This window comes from Alicycliphilus denitrificans (assembly GCF_044792555.1).
In the GTDB taxonomy this organism is placed as follows: domain Bacteria; phylum Pseudomonadota; class Gammaproteobacteria; order Burkholderiales; family Burkholderiaceae_C; genus Alicycliphilus; species Alicycliphilus denitrificans_A.
This window is the reverse complement of the sequence record NZ_CP126238.1, coordinates 1,121,470-1,137,559: the sequence shown is the minus strand read 5'-3', so window position 1 is coordinate 1,137,559 and position 16,090 is coordinate 1,121,470. Positions and strand designations below refer to the sequence as shown.

The 16,090-nt window shown below is 67.9% G+C and carries 16 protein-coding genes; 2 read left to right on the top strand and 14 right to left on the bottom strand.

Annotated elements, in window-relative coordinates; all coding sequences use genetic code 11:
* Positions 1 to 14: 14 nt before the first annotated feature.
* Both P7644_RS05335 and P7644_RS05330 read right to left on the bottom strand, forming a co-directional pair.
* The gene (locus P7644_RS05335; RefSeq protein WP_404302051.1) at positions 15 to 830 is read right to left on the bottom strand and encodes an NUDIX domain-containing protein; all 816 of its coding nucleotides are present in this window, start codon (positions 828 to 830) and stop codon (positions 15 to 17) included.
* Positions 827 to 1,813 carry a quinone oxidoreductase family protein gene (locus tag P7644_RS05330; RefSeq protein WP_404302049.1) on the bottom strand — a complete coding sequence of 329 codons (987 nt, stop codon included), beginning with the start codon at positions 1,811 to 1,813 and terminating at the stop codon, positions 827 to 829. Before P7644_RS05330 ends, P7644_RS05335 begins: the two co-directional genes overlap by 4 nt.
* Before the next feature lie 98 nt (positions 1,814 to 1,911).
* On the opposite strand from P7644_RS05330, the gene P7644_RS05325 reads away from it, so the two are divergent.
* On the top strand, positions 1,912 to 2,811 hold the full coding sequence (locus P7644_RS05325; RefSeq protein WP_404302048.1) for a DMT family transporter: 900 nt from the start codon (positions 1,912 to 1,914) through the stop codon (positions 2,809 to 2,811).
* On the opposite strand, the gene P7644_RS05320 is transcribed toward P7644_RS05325, so the two are convergent.
* The 12 genes from P7644_RS05320 to P7644_RS05265 form a co-directional block, all read right to left on the bottom strand.
* Complete coding sequence (locus P7644_RS05320; RefSeq protein ID WP_404302047.1) at positions 2,800 to 5,406, bottom strand: EAL domain-containing protein; 2,607 nt, start codon at positions 5,404 to 5,406, stop codon at positions 2,800 to 2,802. The genes P7644_RS05325 and P7644_RS05320 overlap by 12 nt on opposite strands.
* A gap of 46 nt (positions 5,407 to 5,452) precedes the next feature.
* Entirely contained in the window at positions 5,453 to 6,484 is a 1,032-nt protein-coding gene (locus P7644_RS05315; protein WP_404303130.1) for a TRAP transporter substrate-binding protein, read from the bottom strand.
* A 65-nt stretch (positions 6,485 to 6,549) separates the two neighbouring features.
* Positions 6,550 to 7,380 carry an SDR family oxidoreductase gene (locus P7644_RS05310; protein ID WP_404302046.1) on the bottom strand — a complete coding sequence of 277 codons (831 nt, stop codon included), beginning with the start codon at positions 7,378 to 7,380 and terminating at the stop codon, positions 6,550 to 6,552.
* A gap of 21 nt (positions 7,381 to 7,401) precedes the next feature.
* Complete coding sequence (locus P7644_RS05305) at positions 7,402 to 8,688, bottom strand: DUF3422 family protein (protein WP_404302044.1); 1,287 nt, start codon at positions 8,686 to 8,688, stop codon at positions 7,402 to 7,404.
* A 96-nt stretch (positions 8,689 to 8,784) separates the two neighbouring features.
* Positions 8,785 to 10,296, bottom strand: coding sequence for a tripartite tricarboxylate transporter permease (locus P7644_RS05300; RefSeq protein WP_404302043.1), 1,512 nt, complete (start codon positions 10,294 to 10,296; stop codon positions 8,785 to 8,787).
* A 16-nt stretch (positions 10,297 to 10,312) separates the two neighbouring features.
* Positions 10,313 to 10,801, bottom strand: coding sequence for a tripartite tricarboxylate transporter TctB family protein (locus P7644_RS05295; protein ID WP_404302041.1), 489 nt, complete (start codon positions 10,799 to 10,801; stop codon positions 10,313 to 10,315).
* A gap of 138 nt (positions 10,802 to 10,939) precedes the next feature.
* Positions 10,940 to 12,733, bottom strand: coding sequence for a GspE/PulE family protein (locus P7644_RS05290; RefSeq protein WP_404302040.1), 1,794 nt, complete (start codon positions 12,731 to 12,733; stop codon positions 10,940 to 10,942).
* Between the two features lie 29 nt (positions 12,734 to 12,762).
* Positions 12,763 to 13,524 carry a spermidine synthase gene (locus tag P7644_RS05285; protein ID WP_404302038.1) on the bottom strand — a complete coding sequence of 254 codons (762 nt, stop codon included), beginning with the start codon at positions 13,522 to 13,524 and terminating at the stop codon, positions 12,763 to 12,765.
* Complete coding sequence (locus P7644_RS05280) at positions 13,521 to 14,078, bottom strand: DNA-deoxyinosine glycosylase (protein ID WP_404302037.1); 558 nt, start codon at positions 14,076 to 14,078, stop codon at positions 13,521 to 13,523. The genes P7644_RS05285 and P7644_RS05280 overlap by 4 nt, the downstream gene beginning before the upstream one ends.
* 72 nt (positions 14,079 to 14,150) lie before the next feature.
* Entirely contained in the window at positions 14,151 to 14,984 is an 834-nt protein-coding gene (locus P7644_RS05275; RefSeq protein ID WP_404303128.1) for a TatD family hydrolase, read from the bottom strand.
* A gap of 27 nt (positions 14,985 to 15,011) precedes the next feature.
* A complete protein-coding gene (locus P7644_RS05270; RefSeq protein ID WP_404302036.1) occupies positions 15,012 to 15,206 on the bottom strand; it encodes a DUF2892 domain-containing protein in 195 nt (64 codons plus the stop codon).
* A gap of 54 nt (positions 15,207 to 15,260) precedes the next feature.
* Complete coding sequence (locus tag P7644_RS05265; protein WP_404303126.1) at positions 15,261 to 15,542, bottom strand: ArsR/SmtB family transcription factor; 282 nt, start codon at positions 15,540 to 15,542, stop codon at positions 15,261 to 15,263.
* Between the two features lie 147 nt (positions 15,543 to 15,689).
* Here P7644_RS05265 and P7644_RS05260 point away from each other — a divergent pair, with 147 nt between their 5' ends.
* A complete protein-coding gene (locus tag P7644_RS05260; protein ID WP_404302035.1) occupies positions 15,690 to 16,055 on the top strand; it encodes a carboxymuconolactone decarboxylase family protein in 366 nt (121 codons plus the stop codon).
* Positions 16,056 to 16,090 lie beyond the last annotated feature (35 nt).

Genomic DNA, 16,090 nt, shown 5'->3' with positions numbered 1-16,090 from the left:
CGGGGGCGAAACAGCTACCAGCCGTAAAACGCCGCCAGCACCAGCGCGGCCTCGGGCGTGAAGGCGCCGCCGGCCAGGCGCGCCTGCACCTGTGCATGCGTCAGGCGCTCGAAGCGCTCCACCTCGCCGTCCTGGTTGGCAGGCATGGCGCCATCGGGCACCGTGGCGCGGTACCAATGGATGGTTTCGACCATGTAGCCGGCGCCGCCGCCCTCATCACTGGGCAGGGCAAAGTCCACCTGGCCGCCCGGCGCCAGGGCATCGAGCTGCGCCAGGCGCAGGCCGGCCTCCTCCCAGGTCTCGCGCTCCAGCGCCTGCGGCAGGCTGTCGGCGGCCGAGACCATGCCGCCCATCAGCGTGTCCCACATGCCGGGATGGTTGGCCTTGGTGCGCGCGCGCTGCTGCACCCACATGGCGCCGTCCCGCGTGCAGCCCACCAGGTGCACGGCCTCGGTGGCCAGGCCCAGCACGCGCACGGCGCCGCGCTCCACGGTGGCCAGGCGCCGGCCGCCCGCACTGCGGACGGCCAGCTGCTCATCGCGCCAGGGGCCGCAGCGGCCGGCCTCGCGCAACGCCAGGGCCAGCGCATTCAGCGCGGCCGTGGCATCGCCGGCCGGGAGGGCCCAGGCCGGGGCACCTTCATGCAACACTATTGATAGCTGACAGCGCTTATCCAATAAGCGCTGGGGGTCTATTTGATCAAAAATCCGCCCATCCACCGAACCCACGCGCTCAGCCCCCACCAGCAGCGCCATGCGCGGCGCGGCCGGGGCGCAGAGGGCACGCGCGCGTGCCGCGGCCACCCAGGCGGGCGCGGCGCTGGCTATCACGGCAGCGTGAGGATGGTGGAGCCGGTGGTCTTGCGCGCCTCCAGGTCGCGGTGCGCCTGCTGCACGTCGGCCAGCCGATAGCGCTGCGCGATGTGGATCTTCACCTGGCCGCTCTCGACCACGGCAAACAGGTCGTCGGCCATGGCCTGCGTGGCCTCGCGCGTGCTGATGTGCGTGAACAGGGTCTGGCGCGTGATATAGATCGAGCCCTTGACGCCCAGCATGCCGGGCGCGAGCGGCGGCACCGGGCCCGAGGCATTGCCAAAGCTGACCATCAAGCCGAAGGGGCGCAGGCAGTCGAGCGACTTGTCCCAGGTGTCCTTGCCCACCGAGTCGTAGACCACCTTCACGCCCTTGCCCCCGGTGATCTCCTTCACGCGCGCGGCGAAGTCTTCCTTGGCGTAGTTGATGGCATGGGCCGCGCCGTTGGCGAGGGCCAGCTGGCACTTGGCATCCGAGCCCGCCGTGCCGATGAGGCGCAGGCCAAGCGCCTTGGCCCACTGGCAGGCGATCAGGCCCACGCCGCCCGCGGCCGCATGGAACAGCACGAAGTCGCCCGGCTCCAGCCCCTCGACGGGACGCGCCTTCTTCAGCAGGTACTGGGCCGTCAGGCCCTTGAGCATCATGGCCGCGCCGGTCTCGAAGCTGATGGCGTCGGGCAGCCGGCAGATGCACTTGGCGGGCATGACGCGCGCCTCGCAGTAGCTGCCCGGCGGCTGGCTGGCATAGGCGGCGCGGTCGCCCACCTTGAGGTGCGTGACGCCCTCCCCCACGGCCTCGATCACGCCCGCGGCCTCCATGCCTATGCCGGCCGGCATGCTCAGGGGGTACAGGCCCGTGCGGTGATAGACATCAATGAAGTTCAGGCCCACGGCGTGGTGGCGTATGCGCACCTGGCCCGGGCCAGGGTCGCCCACCTGCACGTCGACGATCTGCAGTTCTTCGGGGCCGCCATGCTGGCGGATTTGTACGGCGAGGGTCATGGGTTCAAGTCTCCAAGGTAGTGCGGCGCGATCGTGCCATGTTTTGCCGCCCCTTGCCGTGCGCGGGGCTCGGCTCTTGCCGTACAGTCGCAGCCCCTATGACGCAACGACTTTCCCCGGGCACCATCGCCATGCTTGCCGCCGCGCCGCTCCTGTGGGCCGGCAATGCCGTGGTGGGGCGCGCGCTGCACACGCTGATCCCGCCCATCACGCTGAACTTCACGCGCTGGCTGCTGGCCTTTGCGCTGCTGCTGCCGCTGGCCTGGCGGGTGCTGCGCCCGGCCAGCGGCCTGTGGCCGCACTGGCGCCGCTATGCGGCCCTGGGCCTGTTTGGCATTGGCAGCTACAACGCGCTGCAGTACCTGGCGCTGCAGACCTCCACACCGCTCAACGTGACGCTGGTGGGTTCGGGCATGCCGGTGTGGATGCTGGCCGTGGGCGCGCTGTGCTTCGGCGTGCCGGCCACGCGCCGGCAGGTGGCGGGCGCGCTGCTGTCGGTGGCGGGCGTGCTGCTGGTCTTGAGCCGCGGCAGCTTCACCGAGCTGCTGGCGCTGCGCCTGGTGCCGGGCGACCTGTACATGGTGCTGGCGACCATCTCCTGGGCGCTGTACAGCTGGCTGCTGGTGCGCACCAGCGAGCCGCAGGGGCTGCGTGGCGACTGGGCGGCCTTCCTGATGGCGCAAATGGTCTTCGGTCTGGGCTGGTCGGGCGCGTTTGCGGGCGCGGAATGGTCGCTGGGCCGCACACAGATCGCCTGGGGCTGGCCGCTGGCCGCGGGCCTGGCCTTCATCGCCATCGGCCCGGCCATACTGGCCTACCGCTTCTGGGGCGTGGGCGTGCAGCGCGCGGGGCCGGTGCTGGGGGGCTTTTTCATCAACCTCACGCCGCTGTTCGCGGCCGTGCTGTCGGCGGCCTTTCTGGGCGAGGCGCCGCACCTGTACCACGCCGCCGCGTTTGCCCTCATCGTGGGTGGGATCGTGGTGTCTTCACGCCGCTGAGGCCAAGGGCTCCTGCAGCCGCTCCTGCAGCAGCTCGAGCGGCGCGGGCCGCCCGAGCAGGTAACCTTGGTACAGATCGCAGCCATAGCCGGCAAGCGTGTCTTTTTGCTCCTGGGTCTCCACGCCCTCGGCGGTGATTTCCAGGTTCAGGTTGCGCCCCATGCCAATGATGGTCTGCACGATGGCATCGTCCGCAGGCCGCTCGCCCAGGTGGCGCACGAAGGACTGGTCGATCTTGAGCATGTGCAGCGGCAAGCTCGTCAGGTACGCCAGCGATGAGTAGCCGGTGCCGAAATCATCCAGCGCAAATTGCACGCCCTTGATGCGCAACTGGTGCATTTTTTCGATGGCGTCTTGCACGTTGTCGAGCACCATGGATTCGGTCAGCTCCAGTGTCAGCAGGTGGGCCGGCGCCCCCGTGGCTTGCAGCACCTCGACGACCTGGTGCACGAAGCCGGTCTGGCGAAACTGGCGCGCGCTCACGTTGACCGATAGTTTCAGGCCGGCACAGCCCGGCTGCTGTTGCCATGTGGCGAGCTGCCGACATGCGGTCTGCAGCACCCACTGGCCTATGTCCAGGATGAGCTCGCTGTCCTCCGCCACCGGGATGAACTGCCCTGGCGGCACCAGACCACGCTGCGGGTGCTGCCAGCGCACCAGGCATTCGGCCCCCACCACCTCGCCGTTCACCCTGCACTGCGGCTGGTAATGCAGCACCAGCTGATCGCCGTGCAGTGCCTGGCGCAGGTCGGCTTCGAGCTGCGCGCGCTCGTTGATGGCCGTCTGCATCTCGGGATCGAAGAAACACAGGGCGTTGCCACGCTGGGCCTTGGCCTGGTACATGGCGATATCGGCGCGGCGCAGCAGCTCGGTGGCGCTTTGCACGCTGGCGCCAAACAGCGTGGCGCCGATGCTGGCAGCGCCCTGGTACGCGTAGTCACCCAGCAGGAAGGGCTCTCCCAGGCTGTGCAGCACTTTTTCGGCAATGCGCTGCGCCTGTGCTGCCGCCTCCTGGGAGTTGGCCGGCAGGTCGCTGAGCATGACGACGAATTCATCGCCCCCCAGGCGCGCCACGGTGTCGGCCACGCGCACATGGGCCAGCAGGCGCTGGGCCACTTGCTTGAGCAGTTCATCGCCCATTTCATGGCCCTTGGTGTCGTTGATGACCTTGAAGTGATCCAGGTCGAGGAACAGGAGCGCGCCGACACTTCCCGAGCGCTGGGCCTGCACGATGGCCTGGCCCAGGCGTTCGAGCAGCAGGCGGCGGTTGGGCAGGCCGGTGAGCGCATCGTAGAAGGCAAGGTTCTCGATCTCCTCCTTGGCGCGGTGCAGATCGGTCACGTCGTGGTAGGTGATGACCCTGCCACCTTCGGACGTGGGGCGCGCCATCGCATGGATATGGCGCCCATCGGGCATCACCAGCTCATGGACTTGCGTGGGAGCGTCATACCAGCTCAGGCGCTGCGCCACCCACTGCTGGCGTTCGGCGTCGCTGCCCGCCGGGAGGATGATGGCCGCGCCATGCACCAGCACCTCCCGAAACGGCACCTGCGGCGCCAGGCACGCGCGCATCCCAGGAAAGATGTCCTCATAGCGCCGATTCCAATGCACCAATCGGTTCTCCCTGTCCAGCAACACGAAGCCGCCCTCCATGGCCTCCAGGGCCTGGTCCAGCATGGCCTTGGAGGCAGCCACGGTCTGCCGTGCGGCACTCAGATTCCGGAAAACCTTCACGGCCACCGCAGCCACCAGCAGCAGCACGGCACACAACACGAGCGCCACCACCAGCACGGCATTGCGCTCCGCGTTCCAGCGTGCCAGGGCCACGGCCACGGGAAGGCTGACCGACACACGCAGCTCGGGGTACAGCAAGGAGCGCCCAAGCACCAGCGCCGGGACGCCGCTGATGCGCGCCGGCACATTCCAGGCACGCTCCGGGAAAGGGATGTCGCGGCCCTGCAAGCCCAGCCCCCCCGATTCAGGCAGGTCGGGCAGGGCGAAGAGGCGCTGCCCATTGGTTTTCTCCAGCAGGATCTCAAAGCCTGACGGGTCACTGCGTTGCACCAGCGGCGTGAACTTGGTCAGCGGCACTTCGGCCACCACCCAATGCGGCCCGTCGTCCAGGCTCAGGCTCCGGGCAAAAAACAGCACCGGCTGGGCCGTGGCAAAACTTTGCACCATTGCGCTGACGTGCAGACGCTGCGTATTCGATGCCGTCATCTCGGCCCAAAACGACGGGGGCAGCGAAAAGTCCTGCAAGGGTCCCAAATTGCCGGAGACTGCGCGCACCCGCCCCTTGGCATCCAGCAAGGCCAGGCGCCCCACCAGCAGGTTATCGCGCGAGATCATGGTCAGCATGCGCCCATCGGCCTGCGCATCGCTGGTCGCGCCCGCCTGCAATAAGTTCTGCACCCCGGAAAGCAGCAAATCAAGGGACAGCAGGTTGCGGTTGAGCGTCGCCTCCACGCCCGAGACCATGTGCTCAGCCAAGCCCTCCGCACTGCGCACGGCCGTCGTGCGCATGGACCAGACGAGCCCCATGGCGCTGCTCGCCAGCACCGCAACGAACAGCGTCGTCAGCAACCAGATCAACAAAGGGATGCGGACCGGATTCAAGCGCATGGAACTGCCGCGATGCCAATCAGTACGCACTCACCCTGCGGGCAGGCCCGAGGGTCTGGTCCCAGACCTCGGCACAGCGCTGGCCGCAGCGCTGCAGCCAGCGCGGCAGTACGGAAGCGGCAAAAATATCCTGCCTCAGCCGCTCATCCCGGGGGGTCGCCGGCACCAGCACCATGGCGCCCTTGCGCCCTTGGGAGCAGGCGGCCTGGCCGGTATTGCAGGCAATGCCCCGACTGGTGTCGCTCTCGGACTGATCCCAGATGACCGCCTCCAGCTTGGGCAACTCGCGGCCGAGCAGGGTACGCAGATCGGCAGGCAAGGCATCCCAGGCGCTTTGGTTGGCCACGAACATGGCCATCCCCCAGCTGAGGGGCATGCTGTGCAAATGGCTGGTGACCTGGTGCAGGCCCAGGCCATTGCCCGACAGCGTGCCCGTGATGGCGCAATCGACACTGCCCGACTCCACATGGGCAACGATCTGCGCAAACGGGGTATGCACCGGCTTGGCACCCAGGGCTTCGACGAAATCGGCCTGCCCCGCCGATGACACGCGCACGCGCCGCCCCGCCAGGTCGGCCAGCGAGGCAAGCGCTTTTTTGCAGAACACCACCTGGGCCGGATACACATAGAGGGCGAGCAACTGCACGCCATGCTGCTGGCGCAGGTTCTTCTCCAGAAAAGGCCGGAACGCCTGCACACTGGCACGGGCGCTGGCCATGTCGGGATTGAGCCCTGCAAGATCAGGGGCGGTGTACTCCGGGTATTGGGCCGTCAAGCTGCTCAGGAGCACGGTGCCGAAGGGCACCACGCCCAGCTGCAGCAGGCGCAGCATGTCCTCTGCGGGCACGCCCGCGCGGTCGAAGGGCACGATCTCGGCCTTGAAGCGCCCGCCGCTCATGCGCGGCAGCTCGCGCGTCCAGAAGGGCTCTTCCCACTGGGTGTATTGGTTCACCCCGGCCAGCCCGCCCACCACGCGGAACGCGTATTCGGGCGCTGCGGCATGCGCCGGCGCCGCACACAGGGCTGCGGCCAAGGCGGCCGCCCACAGCATTCTCAGTCCCACGGATACCCCCATACCGGTCGCTCCCCAAGCCCTGCAACGCCGCTATGAACCATTCACAGAACGCCCGGATAGGCGCCTCCATCGGCCAGCCAATTCTGGCCCGTAATGTACCCCGCGTGTGTGCTGCACAAAAACGCGCAGATGGCGCCGAACTCCTGCGGCGTGCCGAGGCGCCCCGCCGGTATGGCGGCCTGCTGGGCGCGGCGCACCTCCTGCTCGCTCCTGCCCGTCTTGGCGGCTGCGGCCTGGAGCGTGGCGGCCAGGCGGTCGGTGTCGAACTTGCCCGGCAGCAGGTTGTTGATGGTCACACCGCGCGCGGCAATACTGCTGCGCGCCAGCCCGGCCACAAAGCCCGTGAGGCCGCTGCGTGCGCCGTTGGACAGGCCCAGGATGTCAATCGGCGCCTTCACCGCGCTGGAGGTGATGTTGACGATGCGGCCAAAGCCGCGCGCGGCCATGCCGTCCACCGTAGCGCGGATCAGCTCGATGGGCGCGAGCATGTTGGCGTCCACGGCACGTATCCAGGCATCGCGGTCCCAGTCGCGGAAATCCCCGGTCGGCGGGCCGCCGGCGTTGGTGACGACGATGTCAAAGTCCTTGCCCGGGCCGCCGGCCACGCCAAACGCCGCCGCACGCCCCTCGGGCGTGGTGATGTCGGCGGCCACGGCGAGCACCTTGGATTTTAAGTCATTTTGGCCTCTTACGCTTGCTGCATCAGCACTTATAGCTATCAATTGCGTAGCAGCCGCCTGCAACGCCCCCGGCGTGCGCGCAACGATCACCAGGTTCACGCCCTCGCGTACCAGGGCCTGGGCGCAGCCCAGTCCCAGGCCCTTGCTGGCGCCGCATACCAGGGCCCATTTGCCTGCTATCCCCAAGTCCATTCTTCGCTCCTTGATTGATGGTCAATGCTTGAACATGCGCCGGTGCAGACTGCGCAGCGACCACCACACGCTGCCCGCCACCAGCGGTATGGCCACGGCCGCCGTGCTTTCGGGCGACCAGGGCCAGCCCAGCGCCTGCGCGCCCTTGGCCAGGTAGCTCACCAGGCCGACGATGTAGTAGGTGATGGCCGCCACCGACAGCCCTTCCACCGTGGATTGCAGCTTGAGCTGCAGGTCCTGACGCTGGTTCATAGTGGCCAGCAAGGCCTGGCTGCTTTGCTGCTGCTCGATCTCCACGCGCGTGCGCAGCAGGTTGCTGATGCGCGAGACGCGCTGGCTCAGGGCATTTTGCCGGCGCGCCACCCACTCGCAGGTGCTGCGCGCCGGGCTCAGGCGCCGCTCCATGAATTCGCCAATGGTCTGCATGCCGCCCAGGCGCGATTCGGCAATGTCGCGTATGCGCCGGTCCACCAGCTCGAAGTAGGCGCTGCTGGCGGAAAAGCGCGCCTGGGTTGCGGCGTACTGGCTCTCCACCTGCCCGGCCAGCCGCGTCAGGCGGTCGAGCAACTCGGGCTCCATGTCGCGGTCGGCCGAGCGGATGGCGTCGGCCAGCGCCGCCAGCTCATGCTCGGCCTGCCCGAGCACGGCCGCCGCCTCCCGCGCCACGGGCAGGCCCAAAAGGCCCGCCATGCGGTAGGTTTCGACCTCCAGCAGCCGCTGCACCAGCCGCCCCAGGCGCCGCGGCGCCATGCTGCCCGCCAGCAGCAGCATGCGCGAGCTGCCATCGGCATGGATGCAGAAGTCGGTGAACACCTCGCCATGGCCATGGGCCACGCTGGAGGCCACCAGGGAATCCTCGCGCAGCAGCTCGGAGAGTTGCGGCGGCTCATCGAACCCGCGCGTGGGCAGCACCCACAGCTGCAGCTGGCACAGGCATTGGCCGGGCAGCTGCGACAGCCACTCGCGCGGCACGGCGGCGGTGGCTGGCGCCGGCATGCCCTGGCTCCAGGCCTCACCGGCCAGCGGCACGCTGAAGGTCCAGGTGACGAACTCGGTGTGCAGCTCCCAGCGCAGGCGAAAGCCGCCCAGGTTGGCGCGCAGATGCGTGCTGTGCGCATCCGGCAGGGCCTGGTGCTGGTCGCGCAGCAGGCTTGCCAGGTGCGCACGGCTGGCCTCGCGCTGCGCGGCATCGGCCCACATCACGACATGCGCAATGGCCACTGCCGTGCCCAGCGCCTCGGGCGGACGGGCATGAATTTCGTTGTGCAGCTGCGCGCGCTGCGGGTGCTGTGCAAGAAGGTGATCCATGGGCATGGGCCGTTATTGTCTGCGCAACGCAGCCCGCATAACGCAGCACGGCACCCGAAGGTGCCGTGCATGCAGGGGCGCGTCAGAAGGACTGCATCAATCCTCGACGAAAGCCTCTTCGCGCTTCTTGCTCACCGCGGGCAGCAGCACGATGACCAGCAGCAGGGCTGCCGCGGCCAGCAGGCCGGCGGAGAGCGGGCGCGTCAGGAACACGCTCCAGTCGCCGCGCGACAGCAGCAGCGCACGGCGCAGGTTTTCTTCCATCATCGGGCCCAGGATGAAGCCCAGCAGCAGCGGTGCCGGCTCCACGCCCAGCTTGTAGAACAGGTAGCCGATGAAACCGAAGGCACCCACCAGCCACACGTCGAAGGTGTTGTTGTTGGTGGAGTACACGCCGATCGCGCAGAACAGCACGATGGACGGGAACAACCAGCGGTAGGGCACCGTCAGCAGCTTGATCCACATGCCGATCAGCGGCAGGTTCAGGATCACCAGCATGGCGTTGCCGATCCACATCGAGGCAATCAGGCCCCAGAACAGCTCGGGGTTGCTGGTCATCACCTGCGGGCCGGGCTGAATGTTGTGGATGGTCATGGCACCCACCATCAGCGCCATCACGGCGTTGGGCGGAATGCCCAGCGTCAGCAGCGGGATGAAGGAGGTCTGCGAGCCGGCGTTGTTGGCCGACTCGGGCGCGGCCACGCCGCGGATGTTGCCCTTGCCGAACGGCACTTCGCCGGGCTTGAGCTTGGTCTTCTTCTCGATGGTGTAGGCCGCGAAGGCCGACAGCAGCGCGCCGCCGCCGGGCAGGATGCCCAGGGCCGAGCCCAGGGCCGTGCCGCGGATCATGGCCGGAAACATGCGCTTGAAGTCCTCGGCCGTGGGGAACAGGCCCTGCACCTTGGCCGTGAACACCTCGCGCTCCTCGTCCGACTTGGACAGGTTGGCGATGATTTCACCGTAGCCGAACACGCCCATGGCGATCACGACGAAGTTGATGCCGTCGGTCAGTTCGGGAATATCGAAGCTGTAGCGCGCCACGCCCGAGTTCACGTCCGTGCCCACCAGGCCCATCAGCAGTCCCAGCACGATCATGGCCACGGCCTTGAGGAGCGACCCCGAGGCCAGCACCACGGCGCCGATCAGGCCCAGGGTCATCAGCGAGAAATATTCGGCCGGGCCGAACTTGAAGGCCACCTCGGTCAGCGGCGGCGCAAAGGCAGCCAGGATCAGCGTGCCCACGCAACCGGCGAAGAACGAGCCGATGCCGGCAGCCGCCAGCGCCGGCCCTGCCCGGCCGTTGCGCGCCATCTGGTAGCCGTCGATCACGGTGACCACCGAGGACGATTCGCCCGGCAGGTTCACCAGGATGGCGGTGGTGGAGCCGCCGTACTGCGCGCCGTAGTAGATGCCGGCGAGCATGATCAGTGCGGCCACGGGCGGCAGCGCGTAGGTGGCGGGCAGCAGCATGGCGATGGTGGCCACGGGGCCCACGCCGGGCAGCACGCCGATCAGCGTGCCCAATAGACAGCCTACGAAGCAGTAAATGAGGTTCTGGAACGTAAACGCGACACCAAAACCGAGCGACAGATGTTCAAGCAATTCCATGGTCTAGGTCTCCCATTCAACCGACGATGAAGCTGGGCCAGACGGGGAACTGCAGATTCAGCGCCCACACGAAAGCCACATAGCTGCCAGCGGCCAGCACGGTAGCCAGGATGAAAACTTCCTTGAAATGGAACTCATGGCCCGCCAGGCTGGCCACGAAGGTCAGGCCATAGATGGCAACGATCAGGCCCATGGCCGGCACGCCGAGGCTGGGCAGGCCCGCCAGCAGCACGCCGAACAGCAGGTTGGCGGCGATGATGAAGAAGATCTGCTTCCAGGCCCATTTTCCGACCTTGTCACCGTCCACCGTCTCCACGACGACGGCCTTGAACATGATGATGGCGCCGATGATGGCCAACAGCACGCCCAGCATCAACGGAAAATAGCCCGGGCCCATGCGGGCGCCCGTTCCCACGCTGTAGGTGGTAGCGCCCCAGGCGAAACCACCACCCACCGCAAGGAACATGAGGCCGGAAAAGAAATCTTTCTGACTCTTGATATTCACAAATGTCTCCCAAAAGGAACGCGACGGGCGATTGTCGGGTAGCGTGCCCCGCGTCTCGATGTGGGTTCCACCTACCGGCAGCTACAAGTTTTCCCCAATAGCCCCGCCCGGCCCCATGGGCCGATGGCGGCTGGCGCGTCACTCCAGCGGCGGGGTGGCGGCAATGACCTCTTCGAGCGTGGTCAGGCCCTCGGCCGCGCGCAGGGCGCCGGCCAGGCGCAGCGGGCGCATGCCGTCCTGCACCGCCTGGCGGCGCAGCGCGTCTATGGACGGCGCCTGGTGGATCTGGCCCTTGAGCGCCTCGCTCACCGTGAGCAGCTCGTACAGCCCCATGCGGCCGCGAAAGCCCGTCATGCGGCAGTCCACGCAGCCCACGGGCTTGTAGGCGCGGTAGCCGCCATTGAGCTTCCAGGGGCGGATCATGTCGGCCAGCGCCTCGGGCTTGGCCGCCTCGTCGGCCTGACGGCACTGCTTGCACAGCGTGCGCACCAGGCGCTGCGCCAGCACCCCCAGCAGCGTGGCGTTGATGAGGTAGGGCGGCACGCCCAGCTCCATGAGGCGCGTGACGGCGCTCGGCGCGTCATTCGTGTGCAGCGTGGAGAACACCAGGTGGCCGGTGAGCGCGGCCTGCACCGCCATGTCGGCGGTCTGCAGGTCGCGGATCTCGCCCACCATGATCACGTCCGGGTCCTGGCGCATGAGGGCGCGCAGCCCCTCGGCAAAGGTGAAATCGAGCTGCGGCTGCACCTGGGTCTGGTTGAAGCTGGGCTCGATCATCTCGATCGGGTCCTCCACCGTGCTCACGTTCACCGCCTCGGTGGCCACGCGCTTGAGCGTGGAATACAGCGTGGTGGTCTTGCCCGAACCCGTGGGGCCGGTCACCAGGATGATGCCGTGCGGGCGCTTGACGAGCTGCTCCCAGCGCTCGGCGTCGTGCGCCGTGAAGCCCAGCGCGTCCAGGTCCTTGACGGCGTTGTCGGGGTCGAAGATGCGCATCACCATCTTCTCGCCGAAGGCCGTGGGCAGGGTGGACAGGCGCATTTCCACCTCGTCGCCGCGCGGGTTGCGCGTCTTGATGCGGCCGTCCTGCGGGCGGCGCTTCTCCACCACGTCCATGCGTCCGAGCAGCTTGACGCGCGCCACCATGGCGCTGAGCACGCCCATGGGCATCTGGTAGACGCTGTGCAGCACGCCGTCGATGCGAAAACGGATCACGCCCTGCTCGCGCCGCGGCTCCAGGTGGATGTCGCTGGCGCGCTGGTCGAAGGCGTATTGCCAGAGCCAGTCCACCACGCGGATCACGCCCTGGTCGTTGGCGTCGAGCTGCTTGTTGGTCTTGCCCAGCTCGACGAGCTGCTCGAAGCTGCTGCCGCCCGCGCCGGCGCCGCTCTTTTGCGCCTCGCGCACCGACTTCGCCAGGGCGTAGAACTCGGCCGTGTAACGCGTGATGTCCAGCGGATTCGCCAGCACGCGGCGCACGCTGCGCCGGGACTGGCGCTCCACCTCGGCCACCCAGTCGTCGACGAAGGGCTCGGCCGTGGCCACCACCAGCTCGCTGCCGCTCACCTGCACCGGCAACACCTTGTGGCGCTCGGCGTAGCTGGCGCTCATGGCATCGGCCACGCGGCCCACGTCCACCTTCAGCGGGTCGATGCGCAAAAACGCCAGGCCGCAGCGCCGGGCCAGGTATTCGGTGAGCAGGTCCACGTCCAGCGGCTTGCCGTCACTGGCGCGCAGCATGCTCAGGTTGCCCAGCCGCACCAGCGGGTGCTGGCTGCTCTCGGCGTGCGCGCAGCGGGCAATCGTGCGCTGTGCCTGCTCGGCGCTGATCACGCCATCGGCGCGCAGCCAGTCCACGATGCGGCGCCACTGCAGCGGGCCCTGGTTGTCGGCCGGTGCGTCGGCGCTGGCGTGGCGTGTGGCTGTGGTCATGGAGTCCGGACGGGGAAAAGTGGTGTTAATCAGGCCACGGGCTTGAAGACCCGCAGCCACTTCGGGGCCGGCAGGCCCCAGCGCTCCTGCAGGGCTTCGGCCCTGGCCTGCAGCTCGGCGCGTTTGGGCCGCGTGGGCGTGCGCTGGGCCAGCACCACGGTATTGCCCTCGCGCGTGGGCTTGAAGGCCCACAGCGCATCCTCGCCGAAGGCCGTGGCCAGCTGTTCCACGCTGCGCTCGTAGCTCGATGAACGGCCGAACAGGTTCACGGTGAGGCAGCCATCCTCGGTCAGCAGGGCGCGGCAGTCGGCATAGAACTCGGCGCTGTCGAGCACGGGCGCGGCGGCCTGGTGGTCGTACAGGTCCACGGCCAGCGCATCCACCATGCCGCGCCATTCCGGCTTCTGGATCTCCTGGGCCGCATCGGCCAGCACCACGCGCTGCATGGGGCCGTCGGGCGGCAGCTTGAACCAGGCGCGGCAGACGGCCTCGACGCGCGGGTTCAGCTCGACCACGGTGCAGCACATGCGCAGCTTCTTGCGGCAGAACTTGGTGATGGCGCCAGCCCCCAGGCCCAGCTGCATGGCGTGGCGCTTGGCCACGCTCTGGGGCGGCACGAACAGCAGCCAGGCCATCATGCGCTGCACATATTCAAGTTCCAGGTCAAACGGCGCGGCTATGCGCATCGAGCCCTGGATCCAGGGCGTGCCCAGGTGCAGGTGGCGCACCTCGCCATCGTCGGAGACGCTGACCTCGGGCAGTTCGGCGGCGGGGTTCTTTTTGCGAGTCAAGGCGTTATCAATCCAAATCCGGCCAGGGCCTGGCCCCAGGCCTGCAGTTTTCTGTCAAAGCTCCACGACGCGTTGGCCGGGCTGGTGGACGGCAGGCGCAGCGATGGAATGCGCGCACCGGCATCCAGCCCCAGGTCGGCACGCACGGCGGCGGCATGGCGGAAGCTCTCCCCGCCATTGTGTGCGATGGCGGCCAGCCCCGGCGCCTGCGCCTGCAGCCCGGCAAAGTCATTCACCCGGGCGTGGCGGATGCTGCTGTCCAGGCTGCCCGCGCGCTCGCAGGCGGCATACACATCCCACAGACCCAGGCCGCGCGCCAGCAGCCAGTCGCAGCGCGCCGCGTATGCGCCCGGCCCCGGCAGCGGGTGCTGCGGCCACAGCGCGGCCAGGATGGGCCAGAAATGGTTGCGCGCATGGCCGTAGTACTGCCGCGCGGCGAGCGAGGCCACGCCGGGAAAGCTGCCCAGCACCAGCACACGCGTGCCCGCGCCCACCACGGGCGGCAGGCCCACCAGCCGCTCTGTGGCGGGTACCCTCAATGCGGAACGCGCCATGTTTGCCTGCCGTTCACAATAAATTTCATAGCTGTTAACGCTTTTAGCATAAGCGTTTGAGCCCAAAAACACCTAAACCAGCAGCGGCGCCAGCCGCGGCAGCGCTGCACAGGCGTTGGCGCGCGTGGCACGCGCCAGTTCGGCACTGGAGATGCCGCGCAGCCCGGCGACCACGGCGGCGATGCGCGGCAGCTCGGCCGGGCTGTTGCGTGCGGGCGGGCGGCCCGCGGCGCGTTCGGCGGCGGTTACGTAGAGCCAGTGCGGGGGAATGTCGGGGGCGTCGGTCTCCAGCACCAGGGCATCGAGCGGCAGTTCGGCCGCCAGGCGCCGCAGCTGCAGCGCGCGCTCATAGGTGACGGCGCCGCCAAAGCCGAGCTTGAAGCCCATGGCGATGAAGGCCTGCGCCTGCTGCAGGCTGCCGTTGAAGGCATGGGCGATGCCGCCACGCACTGGCAGCTCGCGCAGGGCCTTGAGCAGTTGGTCGGCCGAGCGCCGCACATGCAGGATCACCGGCAACTCGAAGCGGCGCGCCAACTGCAGCTGGGCACGGTAAAAAAATTGCTGGCGCACGGGATCCAGAGCAGGCACGAAGAAATCCAGCCCGATCTCGCCTACCGCCACCAGGCGCGGGTCATGCCGGCATTGCTCCAGCGCTGCGGCCAGGGCTTGCAGGTCGCCCTCGCCGGCCTGCGGGGTATAGAGCGGGTGTATGCCCAGCGCATAGCTGTCGCCATGGCGCTGGGCCATGGCGCGCACGGCCTGCAGGTTGGCCAACTCGACGGCCGGCAGCACGCAATGCGCCACGCCGGCGCGCGCGGCCCGGGCGCGCTCGGCGTCGGCATGGTCCATGCCCCCATGGAGCGCGAACTCGTCGAGGTGGCAATGGGTGTCGATCCAGCGCTGCATACGCTGGATCATGCCACCGGCATGTACTCAGTCGTTCTTGCGCATGGGGCAGGTGTTCATGCCCAGCAGCGAGTACGCCGGGCAGGCTCCCACCAGCCCCGTGAGCAGCGGCACCACGCCGATCCAGCCCCACCAGCCCACCGTGCCCGTGGCCGCCAGCGCAATCAGCACCAGCCCGATGACGATGCGCAGACCACGATCCAGACCTCCGACGTTTTTCATGACTTCTCTCCTGGTTGATGAAAAAACCATGCTGTGCACCGCCTGCCGCAGCACTCAGCCGCAAAAAATATTCTTCAGCGCCGCCACCAGCTTTGCCACTGTGGGATCGGCGATGCGGTAGTACAGGGTTTGCGCATCGCGCCGGTAGGTCACCAGCCCCTCATCGCGCATGCGCGCCAGGTGCTGTGACAGCGCCGACTGGCTCAGGTGCATCTGGTCGAGCAGTGCCCCGACCGAAGCCTCGCCCTGCTCGATGAGCAGGCACAGCACCAGCAGCCGCTGTTCATTGCCCACGGTACGCAACAGGGCTGCGGCGCGGGCCGCACCTTGCTGCATAAACTCCCGGTCGCTGGCGCTGGTCACTGAGTACTCCTTTTTGACAAAAGTGGAAATTTAATCCATTCTAATTTAGATAATTCTAAACAACATATCAACCGCTTTGCTGGCTGCTTCACCGCATCCCTCAACCTCAGGAACTCCCTTATGCCCTCCTCCACCGACTACAAGGCCCTCACGCGCGAAATCTCGGGTAACGTGAGCCAGCTGCGCACCAGCCAACCCGAGGTCATGCAGGGCTTTAACGCCATGGGCAAGGCGGCGCTGGCGCCCGGCGCCATCGACGCCAAGACCAAGGAGCTGATCGCCCTGGGCATTGGCGTGGCCGCACGCTGCGACGGCTGCATCGGCTTTCACACCCAGGCCCTGGCGCGCCTGGGCGCCACGCGCGCCGAGGTGCACGAGACGCTGGCCATTGCCGTCTACATGGGCGGCGGGCCGGCGCTGATGTATGCCGCCAATGCCGTGGCCGCGTTCGACCAGGTGGCGCCCGAACAAGTGCCGGTCGCCTGAACTCTGCTGATAAGCCCATGCGCGCCCGCCCGTTC